General features: G+C 73.4%; 20 protein-coding genes. 9 read left to right on the plus strand and 11 right to left on the minus strand.

Features of this window, described 5'->3' with window-relative positions; genetic code table 11:
- Window positions 1–5 precede the first annotated feature (5 nt).
- The 5 genes from ACIA5F_RS26765 to ACIA5F_RS26785 are packed head-to-tail and all read right to left on the minus strand — an operon-like array spanning window position 6 to window position 5,522.
- Window positions 6–815 carry a type III pantothenate kinase gene (locus tag ACIA5F_RS26765; RefSeq protein WP_399357213.1) on the minus strand — a complete coding sequence of 270 codons (810 nt, stop codon included), beginning with the start codon at window positions 813–815 and terminating at the stop codon, window positions 6–8.
- Window positions 816–818: 3 nt separating this feature from the next.
- Entirely contained in the window at window positions 819–1,796 is a 978-nt protein-coding gene (gene nadC, locus ACIA5F_RS26770; RefSeq protein ID WP_399357215.1) for a carboxylating nicotinate-nucleotide diphosphorylase, read from the minus strand.
- Window positions 1,793–3,580 (minus strand): L-aspartate oxidase, encoded by a 1,788-nt coding sequence (locus ACIA5F_RS26775; protein WP_399357217.1) that lies wholly within the window; start codon window positions 3,578–3,580, stop codon window positions 1,793–1,795. Before ACIA5F_RS26775 ends, nadC begins: the two co-directional genes overlap by 4 nt.
- A complete protein-coding gene (gene panC / locus ACIA5F_RS26780) occupies window positions 3,577–4,566 on the minus strand; it encodes a pantoate--beta-alanine ligase (protein WP_399357219.1) in 990 nt (329 codons plus the stop codon). The genes ACIA5F_RS26775 and panC overlap by 4 nt, the downstream gene beginning before the upstream one ends.
- On the minus strand, window positions 4,563–5,522 hold the full coding sequence (locus ACIA5F_RS26785) for a Rossmann-like and DUF2520 domain-containing protein (RefSeq protein WP_399357221.1): 960 nt from the start codon (window positions 5,520–5,522) through the stop codon (window positions 4,563–4,565). The genes panC and ACIA5F_RS26785 overlap by 4 nt, the downstream gene beginning before the upstream one ends.
- A 168-nt stretch (window positions 5,523–5,690) precedes the next feature.
- Between ACIA5F_RS26785 and ACIA5F_RS26790 the strand changes: the two genes are divergently transcribed.
- From ACIA5F_RS26790 to ACIA5F_RS26820, 7 genes are all read left to right on the plus strand, one after another.
- A complete protein-coding gene (locus ACIA5F_RS26790) occupies window positions 5,691–6,815 on the plus strand; it encodes a threonine aldolase family protein (protein WP_399357223.1) in 1,125 nt (374 codons plus the stop codon).
- A 189-nt stretch (window positions 6,816–7,004) separates the two neighbouring features.
- Window positions 7,005–7,190 carry a DUF397 domain-containing protein gene (locus ACIA5F_RS26795; protein WP_399357225.1) on the plus strand — a complete coding sequence of 62 codons (186 nt, stop codon included), beginning with the start codon at window positions 7,005–7,007 and terminating at the stop codon, window positions 7,188–7,190.
- 641 nt (window positions 7,191–7,831) lie between these two features.
- On the plus strand, window positions 7,832–8,458 hold the full coding sequence (locus ACIA5F_RS26800; protein ID WP_399357227.1) for a hypothetical protein: 627 nt from the start codon (window positions 7,832–7,834) through the stop codon (window positions 8,456–8,458).
- Between the two features lie 13 nt (window positions 8,459–8,471).
- Window positions 8,472–8,639: a hypothetical protein gene (locus ACIA5F_RS26805; protein ID WP_399357229.1), complete on the plus strand. Its 168-nt coding sequence runs from the start codon at window positions 8,472–8,474 to the stop codon at window positions 8,637–8,639.
- Between the two features lie 188 nt (window positions 8,640–8,827).
- Window positions 8,828–9,271: a BlaI/MecI/CopY family transcriptional regulator gene (locus ACIA5F_RS26810; RefSeq protein WP_399357231.1), complete on the plus strand. Its 444-nt coding sequence runs from the start codon at window positions 8,828–8,830 to the stop codon at window positions 9,269–9,271.
- 9 nt (window positions 9,272–9,280) lie between these two features.
- Complete coding sequence (locus tag ACIA5F_RS26815) at window positions 9,281–9,811, plus strand: amino-acid N-acetyltransferase (protein ID WP_399357233.1); 531 nt, start codon at window positions 9,281–9,283, stop codon at window positions 9,809–9,811.
- Window positions 9,812–9,976: 165 nt separating this feature from the next.
- Window positions 9,977–10,312, plus strand: a complete 336-nt coding sequence (locus ACIA5F_RS26820; protein ID WP_399357235.1) for an Lsr2 family protein — start codon at window positions 9,977–9,979, stop codon at window positions 10,310–10,312.
- Here the strand turns inward: ACIA5F_RS26820 and ACIA5F_RS26825 are convergent.
- Entirely contained in the window at window positions 10,243–10,875 is a 633-nt protein-coding gene (locus ACIA5F_RS26825) for an SCO3374 family protein (RefSeq protein WP_399357237.1), read from the minus strand. The two genes, ACIA5F_RS26820 and ACIA5F_RS26825, sit on opposite strands and share 70 nt — an antisense overlap.
- Before the next feature lie 509 nt (window positions 10,876–11,384).
- Between ACIA5F_RS26825 and ACIA5F_RS26830 the strand changes: the two genes are divergently transcribed.
- Window positions 11,385–13,910: an ATP-dependent Clp protease ATP-binding subunit gene (locus ACIA5F_RS26830; protein ID WP_399357239.1), complete on the plus strand. Its 2,526-nt coding sequence runs from the start codon at window positions 11,385–11,387 to the stop codon at window positions 13,908–13,910.
- Window positions 13,911–14,436: 526 nt separating this feature from the next.
- Entirely contained in the window at window positions 14,437–15,069 is a 633-nt protein-coding gene (locus ACIA5F_RS26835) for a M23 family metallopeptidase (protein WP_399357241.1), read from the plus strand.
- A gap of 91 nt (window positions 15,070–15,160) precedes the next feature.
- On the opposite strand, the gene ACIA5F_RS26840 is transcribed toward ACIA5F_RS26835, so the two are convergent.
- The 5 genes from ACIA5F_RS26840 to ACIA5F_RS26860 all read right to left on the minus strand — a co-directional run bounded on the left by ACIA5F_RS26840 (window position 15,161) and on the right by ACIA5F_RS26860 (window position 19,871).
- Complete coding sequence (locus ACIA5F_RS26840) at window positions 15,161–16,363, minus strand: LamG domain-containing protein (RefSeq protein ID WP_399357242.1); 1,203 nt, start codon at window positions 16,361–16,363, stop codon at window positions 15,161–15,163.
- 125 nt (window positions 16,364–16,488) lie between these two features.
- Window positions 16,489–17,799, minus strand: coding sequence for a two-component system sensor histidine kinase CseC (gene cseC / locus ACIA5F_RS26845; protein ID WP_399357243.1), 1,311 nt, complete (start codon window positions 17,797–17,799; stop codon window positions 16,489–16,491).
- Complete coding sequence (cseB, locus tag ACIA5F_RS26850) at window positions 17,796–18,509, minus strand: two-component system response regulator CseB (RefSeq protein ID WP_399357245.1); 714 nt, start codon at window positions 18,507–18,509, stop codon at window positions 17,796–17,798. Before cseB ends, cseC begins: the two co-directional genes overlap by 4 nt.
- A 52-nt stretch (window positions 18,510–18,561) precedes the next feature.
- Complete coding sequence (locus ACIA5F_RS26855) at window positions 18,562–19,227, minus strand: hypothetical protein (protein WP_399357278.1); 666 nt, start codon at window positions 19,225–19,227, stop codon at window positions 18,562–18,564.
- An 83-nt stretch (window positions 19,228–19,310) separates the two neighbouring features.
- Window positions 19,311–19,871, minus strand: coding sequence for a SigE family RNA polymerase sigma factor (locus tag ACIA5F_RS26860; RefSeq protein ID WP_030010715.1), 561 nt, complete (start codon window positions 19,869–19,871; stop codon window positions 19,311–19,313).
- Window positions 19,872–19,942: the final 71 nt, after the last annotated feature.

Raw genomic sequence — 19,942 nt, forward strand, 5'->3', positions numbered from 1 at the left:
GCCCGCTACGCGAAGTTCGGCGCGTTGCGTTCGTAGACCAGGCGCAGGCCGATCAGGGTCAGCCACGGCTCGTGGTCGTCGATCTCCGAGGACTCGCCGAGCACCATCGGGGCCAGGCCGCCCGTCGCGATGACCCGGACGTCGTCCGGGTCGCCCGCCGGGCCCGCCAGCTCCTTGGCCATCCGGGTCACGACCCCGTCTACCTGGCCCGCGAAACCGTAGACCACGCCCGACTGCATCGCCTCGACCGTGGACTTGCCGATCACATTGCGCGGCCGGGCCAGCTCGATCTTGCGGAGCTGGGCCCCCCGGACACCGAGCGCCTCCATCGAGATCTCGATGCCCGGCGCGATCACCCCGCCCACGTACTCGCCCTTCGCCGAGACCGCGTCGAAGGTGGTCGCCGTGCCGAAGTCGACCACGATCGCGGGCCCGCCGTACAGCTCGACCGCCGCCACCGCGTTGATGATGCGGTCCGCGCCGACCTCCTTCGGGTTGTCCGTCAGGATCGGCACCCCCGTCTTGACCCCGGGCTCCACCAGCACCGCCGGGATGTCCCCGTAGTAGCGCCGGGTCACCTCGCGCAGCTCGTGCAGGACCGACGGCACGGTGGCGCAGATCGCGATCCCGTGGATGCCGTCGCCCAGCTCGTTGCCGAGCATCGGGTGCATGCCCATCAGGCCCTGCATCAGGACCGCCAGTTCGTCGGCGGTCCGGCGCGGGTCGGTGGAGACCCGCCAGTGCTCCACGATCTCGTCACCGTCGAACAGGCCCAGGACCGTGTGGGTGTTGCCCACGTCGATGGTGAGGAGCACCGCTTACACCGCCTCGCGCAGGTCGAGACCGATGTCCAGGACCGGCGAGGAGTGCGTCAGCGCGCCCACGGCCAGGAAGTCCACCCCGGTCGCCGCGTACGCCCGCGCGTTCTCCAGCGTGAGCCGGCCCGAGGACTCCAGCGTCGCGCGGCCCGCCACCAGCGCCACCGCCCGCTCCGTCTCCCCGACCGTGAAGTTGTCCAGCAGGATCAGGTCCGCGCCCGCCTCCAGGACCTCGCCGACCTGCTCCAGCGTGTCCACCTCCACCTCGACCGCCAGCTCCGGGAACGCCTCCCGCACGGCCTTGAAGGCCTGCGCGACCCCGCCCGCCGCGACCACGTGGTTGTCCTTGACCAGGGCCGCGTCCGCCAGCGACATCCGGTGGTTGACGCCGCCGCCGCAGCGCACCGCGTACTTCTCCAGCGCGCGCAGCCCCGGCGTGGTCTTGCGGGTGTCGCGGACCTTCGCCCCGGTGCCGTCCAGGGCGTCGGCCCAGCGGCGGGTGGCGGTCGCGATGCCCGACAGGCGGCAGACGATGTTCAGCGCGCTGCGCTCCGCCGTCAGCAGGTCACGGGTCCGGGCGCGCACGGAGAGCAGCACCTGCCCGGCCGTGACGGCGTCGCCGTCCTCCGCGTGCCGCTCGACCTCGAACGCGTCCGTGCACACCACCGAGAGCACGGCCTCCGCGATCCGCAGACCGGCCACGACGCCGTCCTCACGGGCCGTGAAGTCGGCCGTCGCCTCGGCCTCCTCGGGCACGGTCGCCACGGTGGTGACGTCCACCCCGCCGTCCAGGTCCTCCGACAGCGCCATGTGGGCGATGTCCTCGACCTCGACCGGGTCCAGCCCGGCGTCCGCCAGCAACTGGGCCAGGGCCGGGTCCAGCCCGGTCTCCTCGCTGTCGCCGCAGCCGCAGCCGTCGCCGCAGCCGCCTTCGTTCTGCTCGATCAGGGGAAGCTCGGGGAGTTCGGGGGTGCTCACGGTGACTGCTCCAGGCTCTGGGTGTTCATCGGGGTGTTCAAGGGGAGGGGGAGACGGACGGACGGGAAGTCCGCGGAGTCGGTGGAGGTGACGACCAGGGCCCGCCGCTCGGTCGCCGACAGCCGGACGACGAGGTGCCGGCGCCAGGCCGCGTCGTCCCGGTCGGGACGGTCCTCGCGCCAGTGGCAGCCCCGGGTCTCCTCGCGCCGCAGCGCGGCGGCGACCAGGACCCGGGCCACGCACAGCAGGTTGGTGGCCTCCCAGGTGTCCACCCCCGGCTCGGCCGTCTTGCCGTCCGCGTCGAGGCCGCTCAGGGCCGTCGCGTACAGCTCTTCGAGGGCCGTGGCGGCCCGGCGCAGCGAAGCGGCGGAGCGGAGCACGCCCGCGCCGTCCGTCATGACGCGCTGGACCTCGTACCGCGCCCCGGCGGGCTGGAGCGGGCCGGTCGCGGGGACGGGGAGGGGCACGGGTACGGGAACGCCCGGGGCGTCGCCCGGCGGCCGGCGGACGATGTCCTCGGCGATGCGCTCCGCGAAGACCAGCCCCTCCAGCAGGGAGTTGGAGGCCAGCCGGTTCGCGCCGTGCACCCCGGTACAGGCGACCTCGCCGCACGCGTACAGGCCGGGGACGGTGGTCCGCCCGTCCAGGTCGGTGCGGACACCGCCGGAGGCGTAGTGCGCGGCGGGCGCGACCGGGATCGGCTCCGTCACCGGGTCGATGCCGTGGGCGCGGCAGGCGGCCAGGATGGTCGGGAAGCGCCGCTCCCACATCCGCGCCCCGAAGTGCCGGGCGTCGAGGTACATGTGCTGCGCGCCCTGCTCCCGCATCCGGCGCATGATGCCCTTGGCGACGATGTCGCGCGGCGCCAGCTCGGCCAGCTCGTGCTGGCCGGTCATGAAGCGGACCCCGTCCGCGTCGACCAGGTGCGCGCCCTCGCCCCGGACCGCCTCCGACACCAGCGGCTGCTGCCCCTCGGCGTCCGCGCCGAGGAAGAGCACCGTCGGATGGAACTGGACGAACTCCAGGTCCGAGACCTCCGCCCCGGCCCGCAGGGCGAGCGCCACCCCGTCGCCCGTGGAGACGGACGGATTGGTGGTCGCCGAGAACACCTGGCCCATGCCGCCCGTCGCCAGGATCACGGCGGGCGCGTGGACGGCGCCGACGCCGTCGTGCTGGCCCTCGCCCATCACGTGCAGGGTGACCCCGGCCGTGCGGCCCCGCGCGTCCTGGAGCAGGTCCAGGACCAGCGCGTTCTCCACCGTCTCGATCCCGGCCGCGTGGACCGCCCCGACCAGCGCCCGGGAGATCTCCGCCCCGGTGGCGTCGCCGCCCGCGTGCGCGATCCGGCGCCGGTGGTGGCCGCCCTCCCGGGTCAGCTCTATCTCACCGGTCTCCGGCGAGGTGTCGAAGACGGCGCCGGTGGCCATCAGCCGCCGCACCGCGTCCGGGCCCTCGGTGACGAGCAGCCGTACGGCCTCCTCGTCGCACAGCCCGGCACCCGCGACCAGGGTGTCGTCCAGGTGCTGCCCCGGCGTGTCCCCCTCGCCCAGCGCCGCGGCGATACCGCCCTGCGCCCAGCGGGTGGAGCCGTCGTCGAGCCGCGCCTTGGTCACCACGACCGTACGGCGGCCCGCGGCGGCGCAGCGCAGCGCGGCGGTCAGCCCCGCGACACCGGAACCGACGACCACCACATCGGCCTCGACGGCCCAGCCCGGGGCGGGCGCGCGCAGCCGTATGCCGGTGCCGGGGACGCCCGTCCCGGGACCTCTGCCGGTGGTGCTCACGCCTGCGCTCCGAACTCCAGGGGGATGTTGTCGATCAGCCGGGTCGCGCCCACCTTCGCCGCGACGGCCAGCACCGCCCGCCCGGTGAAACCGGGACCGGCCTCGGTGAAGTCGCGCGGGTCCACCAGCGCCAGGTAGTCCAGGACCAGCGGCGGCTCGTGACGGCCCGCCTCCTGGAGGACGTGGCGCGCGGCGGCCCGTACCGCCTCCGGCAGCCCGCCCCCCGCCGCCGAGACGGCGTGCGCGTCGGCGGAGGCGCGGATCTCGCCGAGCCGGGCCAGGGCGCTCGCCCGCCCCTCGCCGGCCGGGGCCGCCTCGGCGCGGGCCCGCAGCGCCGCCTGCGCGGCGAGCCGGTCGCGCCCGGCGAACAGGGCGCGGGACAGGGCCAGCGCGGTCCCGCGCTCGGCGGCGGACAGGTAGCGGTTGCGGGAGGACAGCGCGAGCCCGTCCTCCTCCCGCACGGTCGGTACGCCGACGATCTCGACGGGGAAGTTCAGATCGGTCGCCATCCGCCGGATCAGGGCGAGCTGCTGCGCGTCCTTCTGCCCGAAGAGGGCCAGGTCGGGGCGGGTCAGGTGGAGCAGCTTGGCGACGACGGTCAGCATGCCGTCGAAGTGTCCGGGCCGGGTCGCGCCTTCCAGCCGCTCGCCCATCGGCCCGGCGCTGATCCGCACCTGCGGGTCCCCACCCGGGTACACCTCGTCGACGGCCGGGGCGAAGACCGCGTCCGCGCCCGCCGCCGCGGCGATCCCCAGATCGGCGTCGAGGGTCCGGGGGTAGCGGTCGAGGTCCTCGCCCGCCCCGAACTGGAGCGGGTTGACGAAGACGGTGACGACGACCTGGCCCCCGGGCCCGGCCAGCTCGCGGGCGGTGCGGATCAAGGTGGCGTGGCCCTCGTGGAGGGCGCCCATGGTCATCACCACGGCCCGGCGGCCGGTGCGGGGGAGCGCGTGGAGCTCCCCGGCGGTGTGCAGCAGCCCGGTCACCGGCCGCCCTCCTCTTCTTCCTCTTCCCCGGAGCGTCCGGTTCCGCCGGGCCCGCCGGTGCGGTGCGCGCCGTCGGCGAGCACACCCAGCAGGTCCTCGGCGAGCTCGGGCTTGAGCAGACCGTGCGCCAGCGCCCGGTCGGCGGTGGTACGGGCCATCGCCAGGTACCCGGCGACCGTGCCGGGCGCGTGCTTGCGCAACTCGGCGACGTGCGCGGCGACGGTCCCGGCGTCCCCCCGGGCCACCGGCCCGGTCAGGGCCGCGTCACCGGAGCGCAGGGCGTTGTCCAGGGCGGCGCCGAGCAGCGGGCCGAGCATCCGGTCGGGGTGCTCGACCCCGGCCTTGCGCAGCAGCTCCATCGACTGGGCGACCAGCGTGACCAGGTGGTTCGCACCCAGGGCCAGGGCCGCGTGATAGAGCGGACGGGCCTCCTCCGCGATCCACTCGGGCTCCCCGCCCATCTCGATGACCAGGGCCTCGGCGGCGAGCCGCAGCTGGTCGGGTGCGGTGATGCCGAAGGAGCAGCCGGCCAGCCGCTGGACATCCACCTCGGTGCCGGTGAAGGTCATCGCCGGGTGCAGGGCCAGCGGCAGCGCGCCCGCCCGGCGGGCCGGGTCCAGCACGGCCGTCCCGTACCGCCCGGAGGTGTGGACGAGGAGCTGCCCCGGGCGGACCGCGCCGGTCTCGGCGAGCCCCTCGACCAGGGACGGCAACGCGTCGTCGGGCACGGTGAGCAGGACCAGGTCGGCCCGGGCCAGCACCTGCGCGGGCGGCACGAGCGGCACGTCGGGCAGCATCCGCGCGGCCCGCCGCACGGAGGCGTCGGAGACGCCGGACACGGCGACGGGCCGGTGCCCGGCCTGCTGGAGCGCCCGGGCCAGGGCGGGTCCGACCCGCCCTGCTCCGACGACGCCGACGTCGAGCCGGGCAGGGCGCGGCTGCGGTGATGAGTTCACGCGGGGAGGGCCTTCCGTTCCAGTCCGCGGGGGGTACCGGACGATACGTCGCCATGCTAGGCCCTGCGGGCCGGGCCCGCGCCGCCCCGTGCGCGGGGGGCGAGGGGCGGGGGCGGGGGCGGCAGGGCCCCGGTCCGCCCGGGTCGTCCGTCGGCGATGATCGGGGCCATGAGCGATGACGTGGAGCAGCGCGAGCGACTGGTGGCGGCCTGGCGCGGGGCGGGGCGCAAGCTCTCCCGGGGCCTCGCGGAACCGACGCTCGGGGAACTGCTGGCCCCGCTCACCGGGGCCCCGTACGACCTGGACGAGACGGCCGACGTGTACGGCGACGGGGTCGTCGCCGCCCTGGAGGAACGCGTCGCGGAGCTGCTGGGCACCGAGGACGCGGCCTTCTTCCCGACCGGGACGATGGCCCAGCAGATCGCCCTGCGCTGCTGGGCGGGCCGCACCGGGAACCCAGTGGTGGCGCTGCACCCGATGAGCCACCCCGAGCGCTGGGAGGGGGACGCGCTGTCGGCCGTCTCCGGCCTGCGCACGGCCCACCTGACGGACGAGGCCCGCCAGCCGACGGCCCAGGAGGTCCACGGGCTCGCGGAGCCCTTCGGCACGCTGATGCTGGAGCTGCCGCTGCGTGACGCGGGCTTCCTCCTGCCCACCTGGGAGGAGCTGACGGAGCTGGTGGACGCGGCCCGCGACCGTGACGCGGTGGTCCACTTCGACGGGGCCCGGCTCTGGGAGTCCACCGTCCACTTCGGCCGCCCGCTGCCGGAGATCGCCGCGCTGGCCGACTCCGTCTACGTCTCCTTCTACAAGTCCCTGGGCGGCCTCGGCGGCGCCGCCCTGGCCGGACCGCGCGCCTTCGTGGAGGAGACCCGCGTCTGGCGCCACCGCTACGGGGGCCGGGCCTTCCGCCAGTTCCCGCAGGCCCTCTCGGCCCTGTCCGGCCTGGACCGGGAGCTGCCCCGCCTCCCCTCGTACGTGGCCCACGCGCGGGTGGTGGCCACGGCCCTGCGGGAGGGCTTCGAGGCGGCCGGGACGCCCTGGTTCCGGATCAACCCGCAGGAGCCGCACACCCACCAGTTCCAGGTGTGGCTCCCGTACGAGGCCGCTCACCTGGACGAGGCGGCCGTGCGGCTGGCCGAGGAGACGGGCACGGTCCTCTTCCGCCGCTGGTCCTCCGGGGGCCCGCCGGGCCTGGCGATGACGGAGCTGGAGATCACGGAGCCGGGCCTGTCCTGGACCCCCGGGGACGTCAGGGAGGCGGTCGCCGCCTTCGTCGCCCGGATCGGGTAGGACCCGGCGGGGCAGGGCCCGGAGACGGCTGTGGCGGGTGGGGTGTCCGGAGCGCCCCGCGCGGGCCGCGCACGGGCCGCGCACGGGCCGCGCACCACCGAATTCCGTGGAAGCCACCGGCGGGAGCCCGCCGCGGCGATACCGTCCCTCCACGGGAATCAACCCGCTCCTGTGACCGGAGGAGACATCATGACCGCTCGGCCCCTGTGGCAGAAGTCCTCGTTCTGCGGTGAGGGCGACGCCTGTGTGTACGTCGCCGCGGCCCCCGGCACCCTGGTCCGGGTGGCCGACCGGGCCGACCCGGCCCACCTGGTCCTCGCGACGACCCACGCGGCCTGGTCCGCCTTCGTCCACTCGGTGAAACAGACCCCCTGACCGGGGGGGCTGACGCGGTCCGGGCCCGGGGCCTCCGGGGTGCGGTCCCGCCGCTCGGGCCGGGCAGCCGGGCCACAGGCCCGGTACCGGGCTCGGCCCCGTGCCCGCCCCGGGCGCCTCGCCCGCACCCGGCCCGCTGGCCCCGGCTCCGGGCGGCCGAGGGCTCGGAGCCTCCGCCCGGCCCTGACCCCGGACCCGGCCTTCCCGGCCCGGTGCCGTCCGGGGCCCGGCCCCGCCGCCGGTCGGCCCCGCCCGGCCCGGTCTCCGGACCCTGCCCGAGCAGCCGGGCCCCGGGCTCGGTACCGCCGCTGGCCCCGGGTCTCCGGGGTGCGGTCCCGCCGCTCGGGCCGGCCGACCCTGGCCCCGGACAGGGCCCGGGCCCGGCCCGGTGCCGTCCGGCGGGTGCCCCGGCCGCCGGGGCCGCCCCCGACCTCCGCCCCGGGCCCTGTCCGGGCCACAGGCCCGGTACCGGGCTCGGCCCCGTGCCGCCCGGGTGCGGTCCCGCCGCAGAACCAGGCCGACCCCGGCCCTCCGGCCCCGCCCGGCCCGGGCTCCGGGCCCGGCCCCGCGACACAGGTTCCGCCGCGCCGCGAAAGGGCGCGATCGGGGGTTTTTGTCCGATTAGCGCGTATCTTCGGCCCATGCCCACGCCCTACGGAGCCCGCGGCGGCATGGCGTTCAGCGCCGCCGAGCTGCATGTGCTCAGGCGCTCGCTCGCCCACGCCCTTCACCCGTCCCCGGCCCCCCTGCCCGCCGCGCGGCTCCAGGAGTGTCTGAGCCTCGCGTGCTCGGTGGACGACGCGGTCCAGGAGGCGGACCGGCTCAGGACCTTCCTCCTCGCCGACCTCACCCGCTACCGGACCGCTCTGCCCGGCAGCCTCTCCGGCTACCTGGCGCTGCTCCGGGACGCCCTCTCCGCCGGGTACGAGCCGGTCCCCGACGACCTCGCCGCCCTGCGCGCGCTCCGCGCCAACCCGGCCGCGGCGGCGTTGCTGGACCGGGCCCAGGGGATCGCGGAGCGCTCCGTACGCCGGAGGCTGACGACCGCCCCCGCGCCCCGCACCCGGCTGCTGGCCCTGGCAGGCGGACAGGAACCCCGGTCCGCGCCCCGGACCGCGGAGCGGGCCGGGGAACGGCCGGGCGACCGCCCGCAGGACCGCCCCGCGGACGGCTCCCGCCCGGACCGGCCGATCCCGACCCCCGGCGAGGTGTTCCCGCCGCGCCGGAATCCGGCCCCGCCCCCGGCGGCCGGGCTCGTCGCCGGGTAGCTACGCTGGAGCCATGGACTATGTCTCCGCGCTCCTGCCCCCCGTCGTGATGGCCGCGTTCTTCATCGCTCTCGTCGTGACGATCGTGAAGACCCAGGGCGGCTCCAACAAGACCCGGGAGGACGCGGCGGTCGACGCCGCGATCGCCCGCGCCGAGGCCGCCGAACAGCCGCAGCAGTAGCGCCGGCCCGCGCGCCGGCCGTACCCGCGCAGCACCTGACCCCGCGCACACGACGCGCGCACGCGCCCCGCCCACACCGCGGGCGCGTACACCGGGCGTACGGCCACTCAGGCCGTGCGCCCGATTTCGTTGCGCGTTACCGGCCGGGTAGCCGGGCAATTCAGCTCATCCCGCACTATCGTGCTCCTGTGCCTCGCCCCTTGGGAGATCTCGAAGACGCAGTGATGACGCGGGTGTGGCAGTGGAACCGCCCGGTCACCGTCCGGGAAGTGCTGGAAGACCTCCAGCAGGAACGGTCCATCGCGTACACCACGGTCATGACCGTTATGGACAATCTCCATCAGAAGGGCTGGGTCCGCCGCGAGGCGGAAGGCCGCGCCTATCGATATACGGCGGTCTCCAACCGCGCCGCCTACTCGGCCGCACTGATGAACGAAGCCTGGTCGACGAGTGACAACCCCGCCGCCGCGCTCGTCGCCTTCTTCGGCATGATGTCGGCCGAACAGCGTGAAGCCCTCCGGGACGCCGTGCGCATCGTCCAGCCCCACGACGAAGCCGCGGCGGAAGCCGCCGCCGAACCTCCCGCCCCCGAAGGGGACTCCGCCGACGGAGGGCCCGGCACCGGGGGATAACGTCCGGGCATGGGAGAGCTCTCCGCTGAACATGCGAAAGAAGTGACGATCCGCCGTGCCCGCACCGGCGATGTCCCTGCCCTGCGACGTCTGCTCGACCAGTACGTGCAGCAGCGCATCCTGCTCGACAAAGCACCCGTCGTCCTTTACGAGGACATCCAGGAGTTCTGGGTCGCGGAACGCGCCGCGGACGGCCAGGTGGTCGGCTGCGGCGCTCTCCACGTGATGTGGGAAGACCTCGCCGAAGTCCGTACTCTCGCCGTGGACCGTACGCTCAAGGGCGCCGGTGTCGGCCACCGGGTACTGGAGCAGTTGTTGCGGACCGCCCGCGAGCTGGGCGTGCGCCGGGTATTCTGCCTCACCTTCGAAGTGGACTTCTTCGCCAAGCACGGCTTCGTCGAGATCGGTGAGACCGCCGTCGAGACCGATGTCTACATCGAGCTGCTGCGTTCCTATGACGAGGGCGTCGCCGAGTTCCTCGGTCTCGAACGAGTGAAGCCGAACACCTTGGGCAACAGCCGGATGCTTCTGCACCTCTGAACGATCACCGGGGCTTTTCCCGTGGTCCGTACCCTGTGGCCTATGTCCGAATCGCGCACGTTTCCCGCCCTGTTGCCGTCTCGAACCTCTCACCGGGGGTTTGTGTTTTCCAGGCAAAAGCGGTTTCCTTTCCGCGTACTGCATTTTCGATGAAAGGAAATCCCGGTGGCACAGAAGGTTCAGGTCCTTCTTGTCGACGACCTCGACGGCGGCGAGGCGGACGAGACGGTGACGTTCGCTCTGGACGGCAAGACCTACGAGATCGACCTCACCACCGCCAACGCTGAAAAGCTTCGCGGCCTGCTCGACCCGTACACCAAGGGCGGTCGCCGCACCGGTGGCCGTGGTGCGGGCGCCCGGACCAAGGGCCGTGCCGTATCGGCCGGCAACCCGGACACCGCCGAGATTCGCGCGTGGGCGAAGGAGAACGGTTACAACGTGAACGACCGGGGCCGTGTCCCGGCGGACATCCGGGAAGCCTTCGAGAAGGCCAAGGGCTGATCCACGGCACCGCGCAGGGGCGTACGTCGCCGAAGGCGCGCCCGGTGGCACTCCGTCGCCGCCGCGGCCACCAGACGTACGAGATCGGGCCCCCGGGCGGGTCCGGCGCTCCGCCCGGGACCGGGCAGGGCGGGCAGTAGTGCCTCACACCCCCGCTCGGGGGGCCGCAGCCACACGGCGGCCCCCCGGGAACTCCCCCCGGGAACCGGGAGGACCGGGGGAACGGGCGCGGTGATCCGGCCGCCCGCACCCCGGGCGGTGAGGTCCAGGGGCACCCCGCTCCACTCCAGCCAGTCGAGCAGCCCCTCCAGCTCCTCCGCGCTCCCCGGCGCCACCAGGAACAGCGTCCTGCGCCCCGCGACCGCCACCGGACCGGTGGCGACGGGCCCGCGCAGCACCGCCTCCCCGGCATCGGAGGGCAGCTCCAGCACGTCGAAACGCACCCCGGTGGCCAGCGACGCGGGCACCCCGCCCAGCACGGTCCAGCCGAGCGCCCGCGCGTACCAGGAGGCGTGGCCGTCCCGTCCGGACGGGACGCGGGGCGGCGGGACGGTGAGGGCCATGCCCGGAGCAACTGCCGGTGCGGGCCCAGGTTACGGAGAAGGCGCGTGCGGAAGACGTACGCGGAAGGCGCGCGACGAGGCGCGGATGTGACGTGATGTGCGCGAACCGGTGCGGAACGTAAACACCCATCGGGGCGGAGTCCGGCATTCGGGACGGAATCGTGTTCGCCCGTAGCGGAGGGAGCCGCGGCACCGGGCATGGAATGTCAGTGTCGCAGGGTAAGACATTCCTAGTGGAGCGGGGCGACGCGCTGATGCGACCGTCCCACGTTCGCCATCGGCGTACACGTGTGACGGCTATCTACCTGGCCTGCGGGAACATCGTCTCGCACCATCGGGTTGGAGCAGTTGTCGGATGTTCAGGCCGGTTTTCCTCACCGACGTGGGGGTGAGCCGTGGACGGATGTCGGCAGTTGGAATGAGCTGTCCCGCCCCGCGGGACTAGCATGCGGAAGGACAGGGCGGGGACCGACCCCGAACTGCCCGACCGCTCTGAGGAGCGATAAACGATGTTCGAGAGGTTCACCGACCGCGCGCGGCGGGTTGTCGTCCTGGCTCAGGAAGAAGCCCGGATGCTCAACCACAACTACATCGGCACCGAGCACATCCTCCTGGGCTTGATCCACGAGGGTGAGGGTGTCGCCGCTAAGGCCTTGGAGAGCCTCGGGATTTCGCTCGAGGCTGTTCGCCAGCAGGTTGAGGAGATCATCGGTCAGGGGCAGCAGGCCCCGTCCGGCCACATCCCCTTCACTCCGCGGGCGAAGAAGGTCCTGGAGCTTTCGCTCCGAGAGGCCCTCCAGCTCGGCCACAACTACATCGGCACCGAGCACATCCTGCTCGGCCTGATCCGCGAGGGCGAGGGCGTCGCCGCCCAGGTCCTGGTGAAGCTGGGCGCCGATCTCAACCGGGTCAGGCAGCAGGTCATCCAGCTGCTCTCCGGCTACTCCGGGGGCGGCAAGGAGTCGGCCACGGCCGGCGGCCCGGCCGAGGGCACGCCCTCGACCTCGCTCGTCCTGGACCAGTTCGGCCGCAACCTCACCCAGGCCGCCCGCGAATCCAAGCTCGACCCGGTCATCGGGCGCGAGAAGGAGATCGAGCGGGTCATGCAGGTCCTGTCCCGCCGGACCAAGAACAACCCGGTCCTCATCGGCGAGCCCGGCGTCGGCAAGACCGCCGTCGTCGAGGGCCTGGCGCAGGCGATCGTCAAGGGCGAGGTTCCCGAGACGCTCAAGGACAAGCACCTCTACACGCTCGACCTCGGCGCCCTGGTCGCGGGTTCCCGCTACCGCGGTGACTTCGAGGAGCGCCTGAAGAAGGTCCTCAAGGAGATCCGCACCCGCGGCGACATCATCCTGTTCATCGACGAGCTCCACACCCTCGTGGGTGCGGGCGCCGCCGAGGGCGCGATCGACGCCGCGAGCATCCTCAAGCCCATGCTGGCCCGTGGCGAGCTCCAGACCATCGGCGCCACCACGCTCGACGAGTACCGCAAGCACCTTGAGAAGGACGCGGCCCTCGAACGCCGCTTCCAGCCGATCCAGGTGGCGGAGCCTTCCCTCCCCCACACGATCGAGATCCTCAAGGGCCTGCGCGACCGTTACGAGGCCCACCACCGCGTCTCCATCACGGACGAGGCCCTCGTCCAGGCGGCGACGCTGGCGGACCGGTACATCTCGGACCGCTTCCTCCCGGACAAGGCGATCGACCTGATCGACGAGGCCGGCTCCCGGATGCGCATCCGCCGGATGACCGCACCGCCGGACCTCCGCGAGTTCGACGAGAAGATCGCGGGCGTGCGCCGCGACAAGGAGTCGGCCATCGACTCCCAGGACTTCGAGAAGGCGGCTTCCCTCCGTGACAAGGAGAAGCAGCTGCTGACGGCGAAGGCCAAGCGCGAGAAGGAATGGAAGGCCGGCGACATGGACGTCGTCGCCGAGGTCGACGGCGAGCTCATCGCCGAGGTCCTCGCGACCGCGACCGGCATTCCCGTCTTCAAGCTCACGGAGGAGGAGTCCTCGCGCCTGCTGCGCATGGAGGACGAGCTCCACCGCCGGGTCATCGGCCAGAAGGACGCCATCAAGGCGCTCTCCCAGGCGATCCGGCGTACCCGTGCGGGTCTGAAGGACCCGAAGCGCCCCGGTGGCTCGTTCATCTTCGCCGGCCCGTCCGGTGTCGGTAAGACCGAGCTCTCCAAGACGCTCGCCGAATTCCTCTTCGGCGACGAGGACGCGCTGATCTCCCTCGACATGTCGGAGTTCAGCGAGAAGCACACGGTTTCCCGCCTCTTCGGTTCGCCCCCCGGCTACGTGGGCTACGAAGAGGGCGGCCAGCTCACCGAGAAGGTGCGCCGGAAGCCGTTCTCCGTCGTCCTCTTCGACGAGGTCGAGAAGGCCCACCCGGATATCTTCAATTCCCTTCTCCAGATCCTGGAGGACGGTCGTCTGACCGACTCCCAGGGCCGGGTCGTGGACTTCAAGAACACGGTCATCATCATGACGACCAACCTGGGTACGCGGGACATCTCCAAGGGCTTCAACCTGGGCTTCGCGGCCCAGGGCGACACCAAGACCGGCTACGACCGGATGAAGGCGAAGGTCAACGAGGAGCTCAAGCAGCACTTCCGGCCCGAGTTCCTCAACCGTGTCGACGACACGGTCGTCTTCCACCAGCTCACCGAGGAAGACATCATCCAGATCGTCGATCTGATGGTCGCCAAGGTGGACGACCGCCTGAAGGACCGCGACATGGGCATCGAGCTGAGCGGCGACGCCAAGCTCCTGCTCGCCAAGCGCGGCTACGACCCGATCATGGGTGCCCGGCCGCTGCGCCGGACCATCCAGCGCGAGATCGAGGACACGCTCTCGGAGAAGATCCTCTTCGGCGAGCTGCGTTCCGGCCAGATCGTGGTCGTCGGCAAGGAGGGTGAGGGCGAGGACGCCAAGTTCACCTTCCGCGGCGAGGAGAAGACGGCGCTGCCGGACCTCCCGCCGATCGAGGCCACGGGCTCCGGCCCGGACCTCACCAAGGGCGCGTAGCCGCCCGTAGCGCCCGTAGCGCCCGTACGAAGAGGGCGGCCCCGGAACCGAAAGGTCCCGGGGCCGCCCTCTTCGCCGTCCGGAGCCGGGCCGGAGCCGGGCCGGAGCCGGGCGGCGGTCGGGCCGGGTACCGGCGCCGGCCCGGGCGCACGGCCGCCCCGCCCGCAGCCCCCGGAGGCCGGGCCGGGGGTGCTGACCAGGGATGGAGGGCCTTTGGTCCCGAAAGGGACACCGCGAGGGGCTCCGCCGGTGACAAGCCGCACAGGGCGAAACGCGACTACGAAGTTCCGTCGTAGATCCAATCGTGCCCCGGACCCCACCCCGAGCCCAGTCGGGACCACGTCAACAGGCCGGACAGCCCCCGGTGCGGCTACGAGCCCCGGTAGTAAGAGGGGTGTTTGGGGAAGCCGAGGGGGCCGGGTTATCAAGGATGAGCAAGCCCGGTCACGTGCTTCATCGTGCCGGGCCGCTTCGTACCCGTACCGGGTGTGGAGCAGTCCTTGTCCCCGGCCCCGGAGGTCTCTTCATGTCCGCGAAGCGTGTCAGCACCCGTCGTACCCGTATAGCCATCGGCGCCTCCGCTATCGGCGCGGTCACCGCCCTGGCCCTCGGGGCCGGCACCGCCGCCGCCTTCGCCGCCGAGAGCCCCCGGGCCGCCCTGACCGGCACCGCCCGTCTGGTGGCCGCGCAGGCCACCGCCCAGAGCGCCTCCGCCGCCGCCTCCGCGGCCTCCTCCACCACCGTCTGGAAGAAGCCGGTCGACAAGTACACGCTCTCCGCCACCTACGGCAAGGGCGGCAGCATGTGGTCCCAGAAGCACTCCGGCCAGGACTTCGCCGTCCCGACCGGCACCCCGGTCAAGTCCATCCACAACGGTGTCGTCGTCAAGGCCGGCCCCAACGGTGGCGGCGACGGTCCCGCCTACGGCAACGCCGTCGTGATCAAGCACCCGAACAACACGTACTCGCAGTACGCGCACCTCTCGCAGATCAAGGTCAAGACCGGTCAGAAGGTCTTCACCAACCAGCTGATCGCGCTGTCCGGCAACACGGGGAACTCCAGCGGCCCGCACCTGCACTTCGAGATCCGGACCACCCCGAACTACGGCTCGGCCATCAACCCGGTGACCTTCCTCCGTCAGGCCGGCGTCTCGCTCTGACGCAGGCGGACCGACGCTGACGGACGAAGACGGACCGGTCCGGCCGGTGACCCGGCCGGACGTCCCACCGGCCGGTCAGCGCCGTGGCCGATCAGCTGATCAGCCACGACCCGGTCGGCCTGACCGCCGGGTCGGGCTTGCCCGCCCGGAGCGCCGTCACCTGCTCCTGGCTCAGGGCCGCGGCGAAGACCCGCACGTTGTCCACCGCCCCGTTCCACATGCCGGTCCAGATCCCGTGATGACGGGCCCGGCCGAGCTGGAGCGGGCCGGGACCCTGCCAGACCCCCGCGACCGGGACCTCACCGGCGCGCTTGCCGTCCACGTACAGTGCGACGGTCTTCTTCTCCGCGTCGTAGGTGCCGGTCAGCGCCGTCCAGGTGCGCTCCATCGGGGCGCCCTCGGCGACGACGGCCCGGGTGCTGGAGTCGGCGCCCTGGTCGCCCGTCTGCACCCGGAACACCCAGGCGAGCTTGCCGTTCACCTCGTCCGCGCCCAGTTCGAACGAGAACGACTCCCCGTCGCCCTGGCTCACGGCGAACCGCGCGCCCTTGGGGGCCACGTTGTAGACGCGGGCCGAGACCGAGAAGCTCTTGGACGTGTCCACGACCGGCTCGGCGGACTGGGCGTACGAGTTGGCGCTGCCCTTCATCCGGACCTCGTACCGCTTGTCCATCGGGAACACGGCGGCCTCGGAGCCCATCCTCAGCCCGGTTTGCCCGCTCCGGTCCCGCAACAGCGTCGGGTCGCCCGCCACGGTCGGGGATTGGTCGACGGGGGCCTTCGAGCCGCCCGGGCCCGGTGTGGCCGACGCCTGGGCCGGCGCCGAAGCGGAGGGCTTGGCGTCCGCCTCGTCCCGGTCCCGCTGCCCGTCGCCGCCCAGCAGCAGGAACGCGCCACCGCCGCCCAGCAGGGCCAGGACGGTCACCGCGCCGCCCAGCATCCACAGCCGCTTCCGGCGCCGCTCGGCGGCGGACCGGTCGGCCATCGCCTCCCAGTCGGGCTGCTGCCCCGGCCCCTGCTGCCCCGCGCCCTCGGCCGGGCCCTGTCCGGGGGGTCCCGGCTGCGCCGGGGGCCACGGAGCCCCCGGGTCCCGCTGGTACGGGTTGGGCCCGCCCTGCTGCGGGTAGCCGTAGCCCCCGGCGCCCGGGGGATAGCCGTAGCCGCCGCCCGCGGGCGGACCGGGCGGGTAGCCGTAGCCGCCGCCCGGGGGCGGGCCCGGCGGGAACCCGTAGCCGCCGCTCCCCGGGGCGGGCTCGGGCTGCGGGTTGCTCGGGGGAGGGGTGCCGTCGGTCATGCCAGGGATGCTAAGTCACGCACCCGCCCCCGCGAACGCCCCGGTCCCGATCCGCCCCGGCGCCGCCACGTGCCCCGGCCGCGCCCGGGCGCCCGTACCGCTGTCACCCGTACCGCGGTGCCGTCTCACCCCGGCAGGGTGATGACCGGGAAGCTCCCCGTCGTCGTCGGCGCGTGCTCCGGCAGCCACAGCACCGCCACGGCGCCCGCCGCGCCCGTACGGCCCGTCCCCGGCGGGACCGCCACGTTGCGGAAGGTCAGCCGGGCGCCCAGGACCCGCGCCTGCCCCTCCGCGATGGTCAGGCCCAGCCCGTGCCCCACCCCCGCGCGGTCCGTCGAGCCGGTCCGGAACCGGCTCGGCCCCTCGCGCAGCAGGGCCGCGGGGAAGCCCGGCCCGTGGTCCCGGACGCGCACGACCCGGCCCTCCACGTCGACCTGGACCGGCCGGCGCCCGTACCGCGCGGCGTTGGCCAGCAGGTTGCCCAGAATCCGTTCCAGCCGGCGCGGGTCGGTGCTGACGATCTCGTCCGCGACGACCCGGACCGTCGCCTCCGGCATCAGCGCCGTCACCCGGCGGCTCACGAACTCGCCCAGCGCCACCTCCTGGAGCTCGGCCCGCTCCGACGCGCTGTCCAGCCGGGCCACCTCCAGTACGTCCTCGACCAGGGCGCGCATCGCCTGGGCCCGGTCGCGCACCAGCTCGGTCGGCCGTCCCGGAGGCAGCAGTTCCGCCGCGGTGAGCAGGCCCGTCACCGGGGTCCGCAGCTCGTGCGCGATGTCGGCGGTCACCCGCCGCTCGGCCTCCAGCCGCTGCTGGAGCGCGTCGGCCATGGCGTCCACCGCCCGCGCGAGGTCGTCCGTCTCGTCCCGTACGACGCCCCCGACCGCGTCCCGCACCCGTACGTCGGGGTCGCCGTGCGCCACCCGCTGCGCGGCGGCGGCGGCCTTGCGCAGCCGCCGCGAGATCTGGCCGCCGATGAGCACGCCGAGCGCCGAGCCGCCGATCACCACGGCCAGCGAGCCGACGATCAGGGCCCGGTCCAGGTCCTTCATCATGTTGGCGCTCTCCCGGAACCGTGAGTGCAGCGACAGCACCTGCCCGTTCCCGAGGGGGACGGCGGCCCAGACCTCCGGCGCCCTGCGCGGGTGTTCCTGGACGTAGGTCCCGCGCCGCCCGGACCGCACCTTCTCCCGCAGCTCGGCGGGGAGGTCCGGGTCGTTGAGCTTGGCGCCCATGGGCAGTCTGCGCCCGGCCTCGACGCCGGGCGCGATGTACTGGACCCGTTCGAGCTGGGTCTCCCGGGCGCTCTCCAGCATCGACACCTGGGCGGCGCTGTGCACCACCAGGCTCAGCGCGAGGGCGGTGAGGGCTCCCACGGCGGCGATGGCGAGCGTGATCTTCCAGCGGATGCCCGTACGCAGGGCGGGGCGCCTCATGCCTTCAGCTTGTATCCGAAGCCGCGGACCGTCTCGATCCGGTCCTGCCCGATCTTGGTCCGCAGTCGCTGGACGTGGACGTCCACGACCCGGGTGTCACCGCCCCAGTCGTAGTCCCAGACCCGTTCGAGCAGCCGGTCGCGGGAGAGGACGGTGCCGGGCGCGGAGGAGAACTCCAGCAGCAGCCGCATCTCGGTCGGTGTCAGGGCGACGGGCGCGCCCGCCCGGCGCACCTCCATGCCCTCGGTGTCGACCTCCAGGTCGCCGAAGGCGAGCACCCCGCGCTCCTCGGCCGTGCTCTGCCCCTCGCCGCCCGTCGCCCCGCCGCGCCGTCCGCCGGCGTGGCCGAAGCGGCGCAGCACCGCGCGGATGCGGGCGACGAGCACCGAGCCGTCGAAGGGTTTGGTGACGTAGTCGTCGGCGCCCGCCTCCAGGCCCAGGACGACGTCGATGGAGTCGGCGCGCGCCGACAGCATGATCACCGGGACGGTGGACTCGTCGCGGATGCGCCGGCACAGGCTCACGCCGTCCATGCCGGGCACCATCACGTCGAGCAGCGCGATGTCGGGCCGGTGGGCCCGGAAGGACTCCAGGCCGGAGAGTCCGTCGGGCATGGCGGTGACCACGAACCCGTCACGTTCCAGTGCCAGGGTCGTGGCCTCGCGGATGACGTCGTCGTCCTCCACGAACAGGACATGGGTCTCGGCCATGCGGAAGCCTCGCCTCGGTTCCTCGCTGCGGCGGCGCCGTGTCAGGGCCGCGTCAGTTGCTCTTCGGTGTGACGGCCGGGGCGGGCGGTTCCCCGCCCTGGACCACGTTCACGTTGCTGTAGTCCGTGTGGACCCGGAACTGCTCGCCGAAGCGGCTGCCGTCCCAGCGGTAGGTGATCACGTCCTCGCCCGACGGGTAGGAGAACGCCTCGTTCTTCCCGTAGACCGGCTTGGTCAGCACCAGGTCGTCCCGGTCGATCTCCGCGTAGACGGGCGGCTGCTCGTCGGAGAACACATTCTCGTACGATCCGTCGCCCGCCCGGTACACGTAGGAGCCCCGGCCCATCGCGTCCACGCAGGACAGGACGTTGACCACGATGTCGGCGGAGGGGCCCCCGGTGATCTTCCCGTAGCTCACGTCGACGGGGTACTCCTTGCCCGTGCAGGGCTTGAGGTCCCGCTTCACCGCGCTGCTGACCTTGGGGTCGGCCATGAGCAGGGCGACGGGGTCGACCTTCTTGGCGGCCAGGCCGGGGGCGGCCTGGGGCGAGGGGGCGGCGGGCGGGTTCCCCGGACTTCCCGGGGGGGTGGGCGGGGCGGACTTGGCCGTGACGTTCTCGGTCAGGGCGGGTCCGCCGTCGCGCAGGCCGCTCCCGCCGGTGGCGTACCCGGCCGCGACCAGCACGGTGGCGACGAGGACGACCGTCCCCGCCGACATCAGTACCAGCGAACTCCTGCCCTTGAGGCGTCCGCCCTTCGGGCTTGCGTCCCCCGGGCTCCTGTCCTTCAAGTTCAGGCCGTTCAGGCCGCGCACCGCTCACGCCCCTCGTACCGCATGGTGTGGTCGCCGCGTTCCAGCGCGCGCATGTCGAGGTCCCGGCTCTCCAGCTCCTGGCGGAGCCGGGCCAGTGCGCGGTGCAGAGTGCTCTTCACGGTCCCCGCCGACATTCCGAGCGCCGCGGCCGTCTCCTCGGTGCTCATCTGCTCCCAGTGTCGCAGCACGACCACGCTGCGCTGCTTGGGAGCCAGCACCTTGAGGATGTCCATCAGCAGGGCGCGGTCGGCGCGCTGGTCGGAGCCGTCCTCGACGGAGGCGTCGGGGAGCTGCTCGGTGGGGACCTCTTCGAGCTTGCGCGCCCGCCACCACTCGGTCCGGGTGTTGATCATGACCCGGCGGAGGTAGGCGTCGGCGAGGGACTTGTCGGCGATGCCGTCCCAGCGGCCGTAGGTGCGGACGAGGGCGGTCTGCAGGAGGTCCTGCGCGTCGGTGGGGTCCGGGACCAGGCGTCGCGCGCTGCGCAGCAGCGCGTCCTGCCGGGTGCGTACGTACTCCTCGAATCCGAGTACCTCACCGTGCGCCATCTCAGACCGCCTCTGTTCCGTCAGCCGCTCATCCGCTGCCCTACGGATTCGACGGTACGGAGGCGTTGTCA

The sequence above is a fragment of the Streptomyces sp. NPDC051567 genome (genome assembly GCF_044454165.1).
Lineage (GTDB): Bacteria > Actinomycetota > Actinomycetes > Streptomycetales > Streptomycetaceae > Streptomyces.

Bases quoted from the DNA above. Each gene is read 5' to 3' on its own strand.
- ACIA5F_RS26790 (WP_399357223.1), top strand. From the start codon at position 5,691: ATGAGCGATGACGTGGAGCAGCGCGAGCGACTGGTGGCGGCCTGGCGC.
- ACIA5F_RS26795 (WP_399357225.1), top strand. From the start codon at position 7,005: ATGACCGCTCGGCCCCTGTGGCAGAAGTCCTCGTTCTGCGGTGAGGGC.
- ACIA5F_RS26800 (WP_399357227.1), top strand. From the start codon at position 7,832: ATGCCCACGCCCTACGGAGCCCGCGGCGGCATGGCGTTCAGCGCCGCC.
- ACIA5F_RS26805 (WP_399357229.1), top strand. From the start codon at position 8,472: ATGGACTATGTCTCCGCGCTCCTGCCCCCCGTCGTGATGGCCGCGTTC.
- ACIA5F_RS26815 (WP_399357233.1), top strand. From the start codon at position 9,281: ATGGGAGAGCTCTCCGCTGAACATGCGAAAGAAGTGACGATCCGCCGT.
- ACIA5F_RS26825 (WP_399357237.1), bottom strand. From the start codon at position 10,875: ATGGCCCTCACCGTCCCGCCGCCCCGCGTCCCGTCCGGACGGGACGGC.
- ACIA5F_RS26830 (WP_399357239.1), top strand. From the start codon at position 11,385: ATGTTCGAGAGGTTCACCGACCGCGCGCGGCGGGTTGTCGTCCTGGCT.
- ACIA5F_RS26835 (WP_399357241.1), top strand. From the start codon at position 14,437: ATGTCCGCGAAGCGTGTCAGCACCCGTCGTACCCGTATAGCCATCGGC.
- ACIA5F_RS26840 (WP_399357242.1), bottom strand. From the start codon at position 16,363: ATGACCGACGGCACCCCTCCCCCGAGCAACCCGCAGCCCGAGCCCGCC.
- cseC (WP_399357243.1), bottom strand. From the start codon at position 17,799: ATGAGGCGCCCCGCCCTGCGTACGGGCATCCGCTGGAAGATCACGCTC.
- cseB (WP_399357245.1), bottom strand. From the start codon at position 18,509: ATGGCCGAGACCCATGTCCTGTTCGTGGAGGACGACGACGTCATCCGC.
- ACIA5F_RS26855 (WP_399357278.1), bottom strand. From the start codon at position 19,227: ATGTCGGCGGGGACGGTCGTCCTCGTCGCCACCGTGCTGGTCGCGGCC.
- ACIA5F_RS26860 (WP_030010715.1), bottom strand. From the start codon at position 19,871: ATGGCGCACGGTGAGGTACTCGGATTCGAGGAGTACGTACGCACCCGG.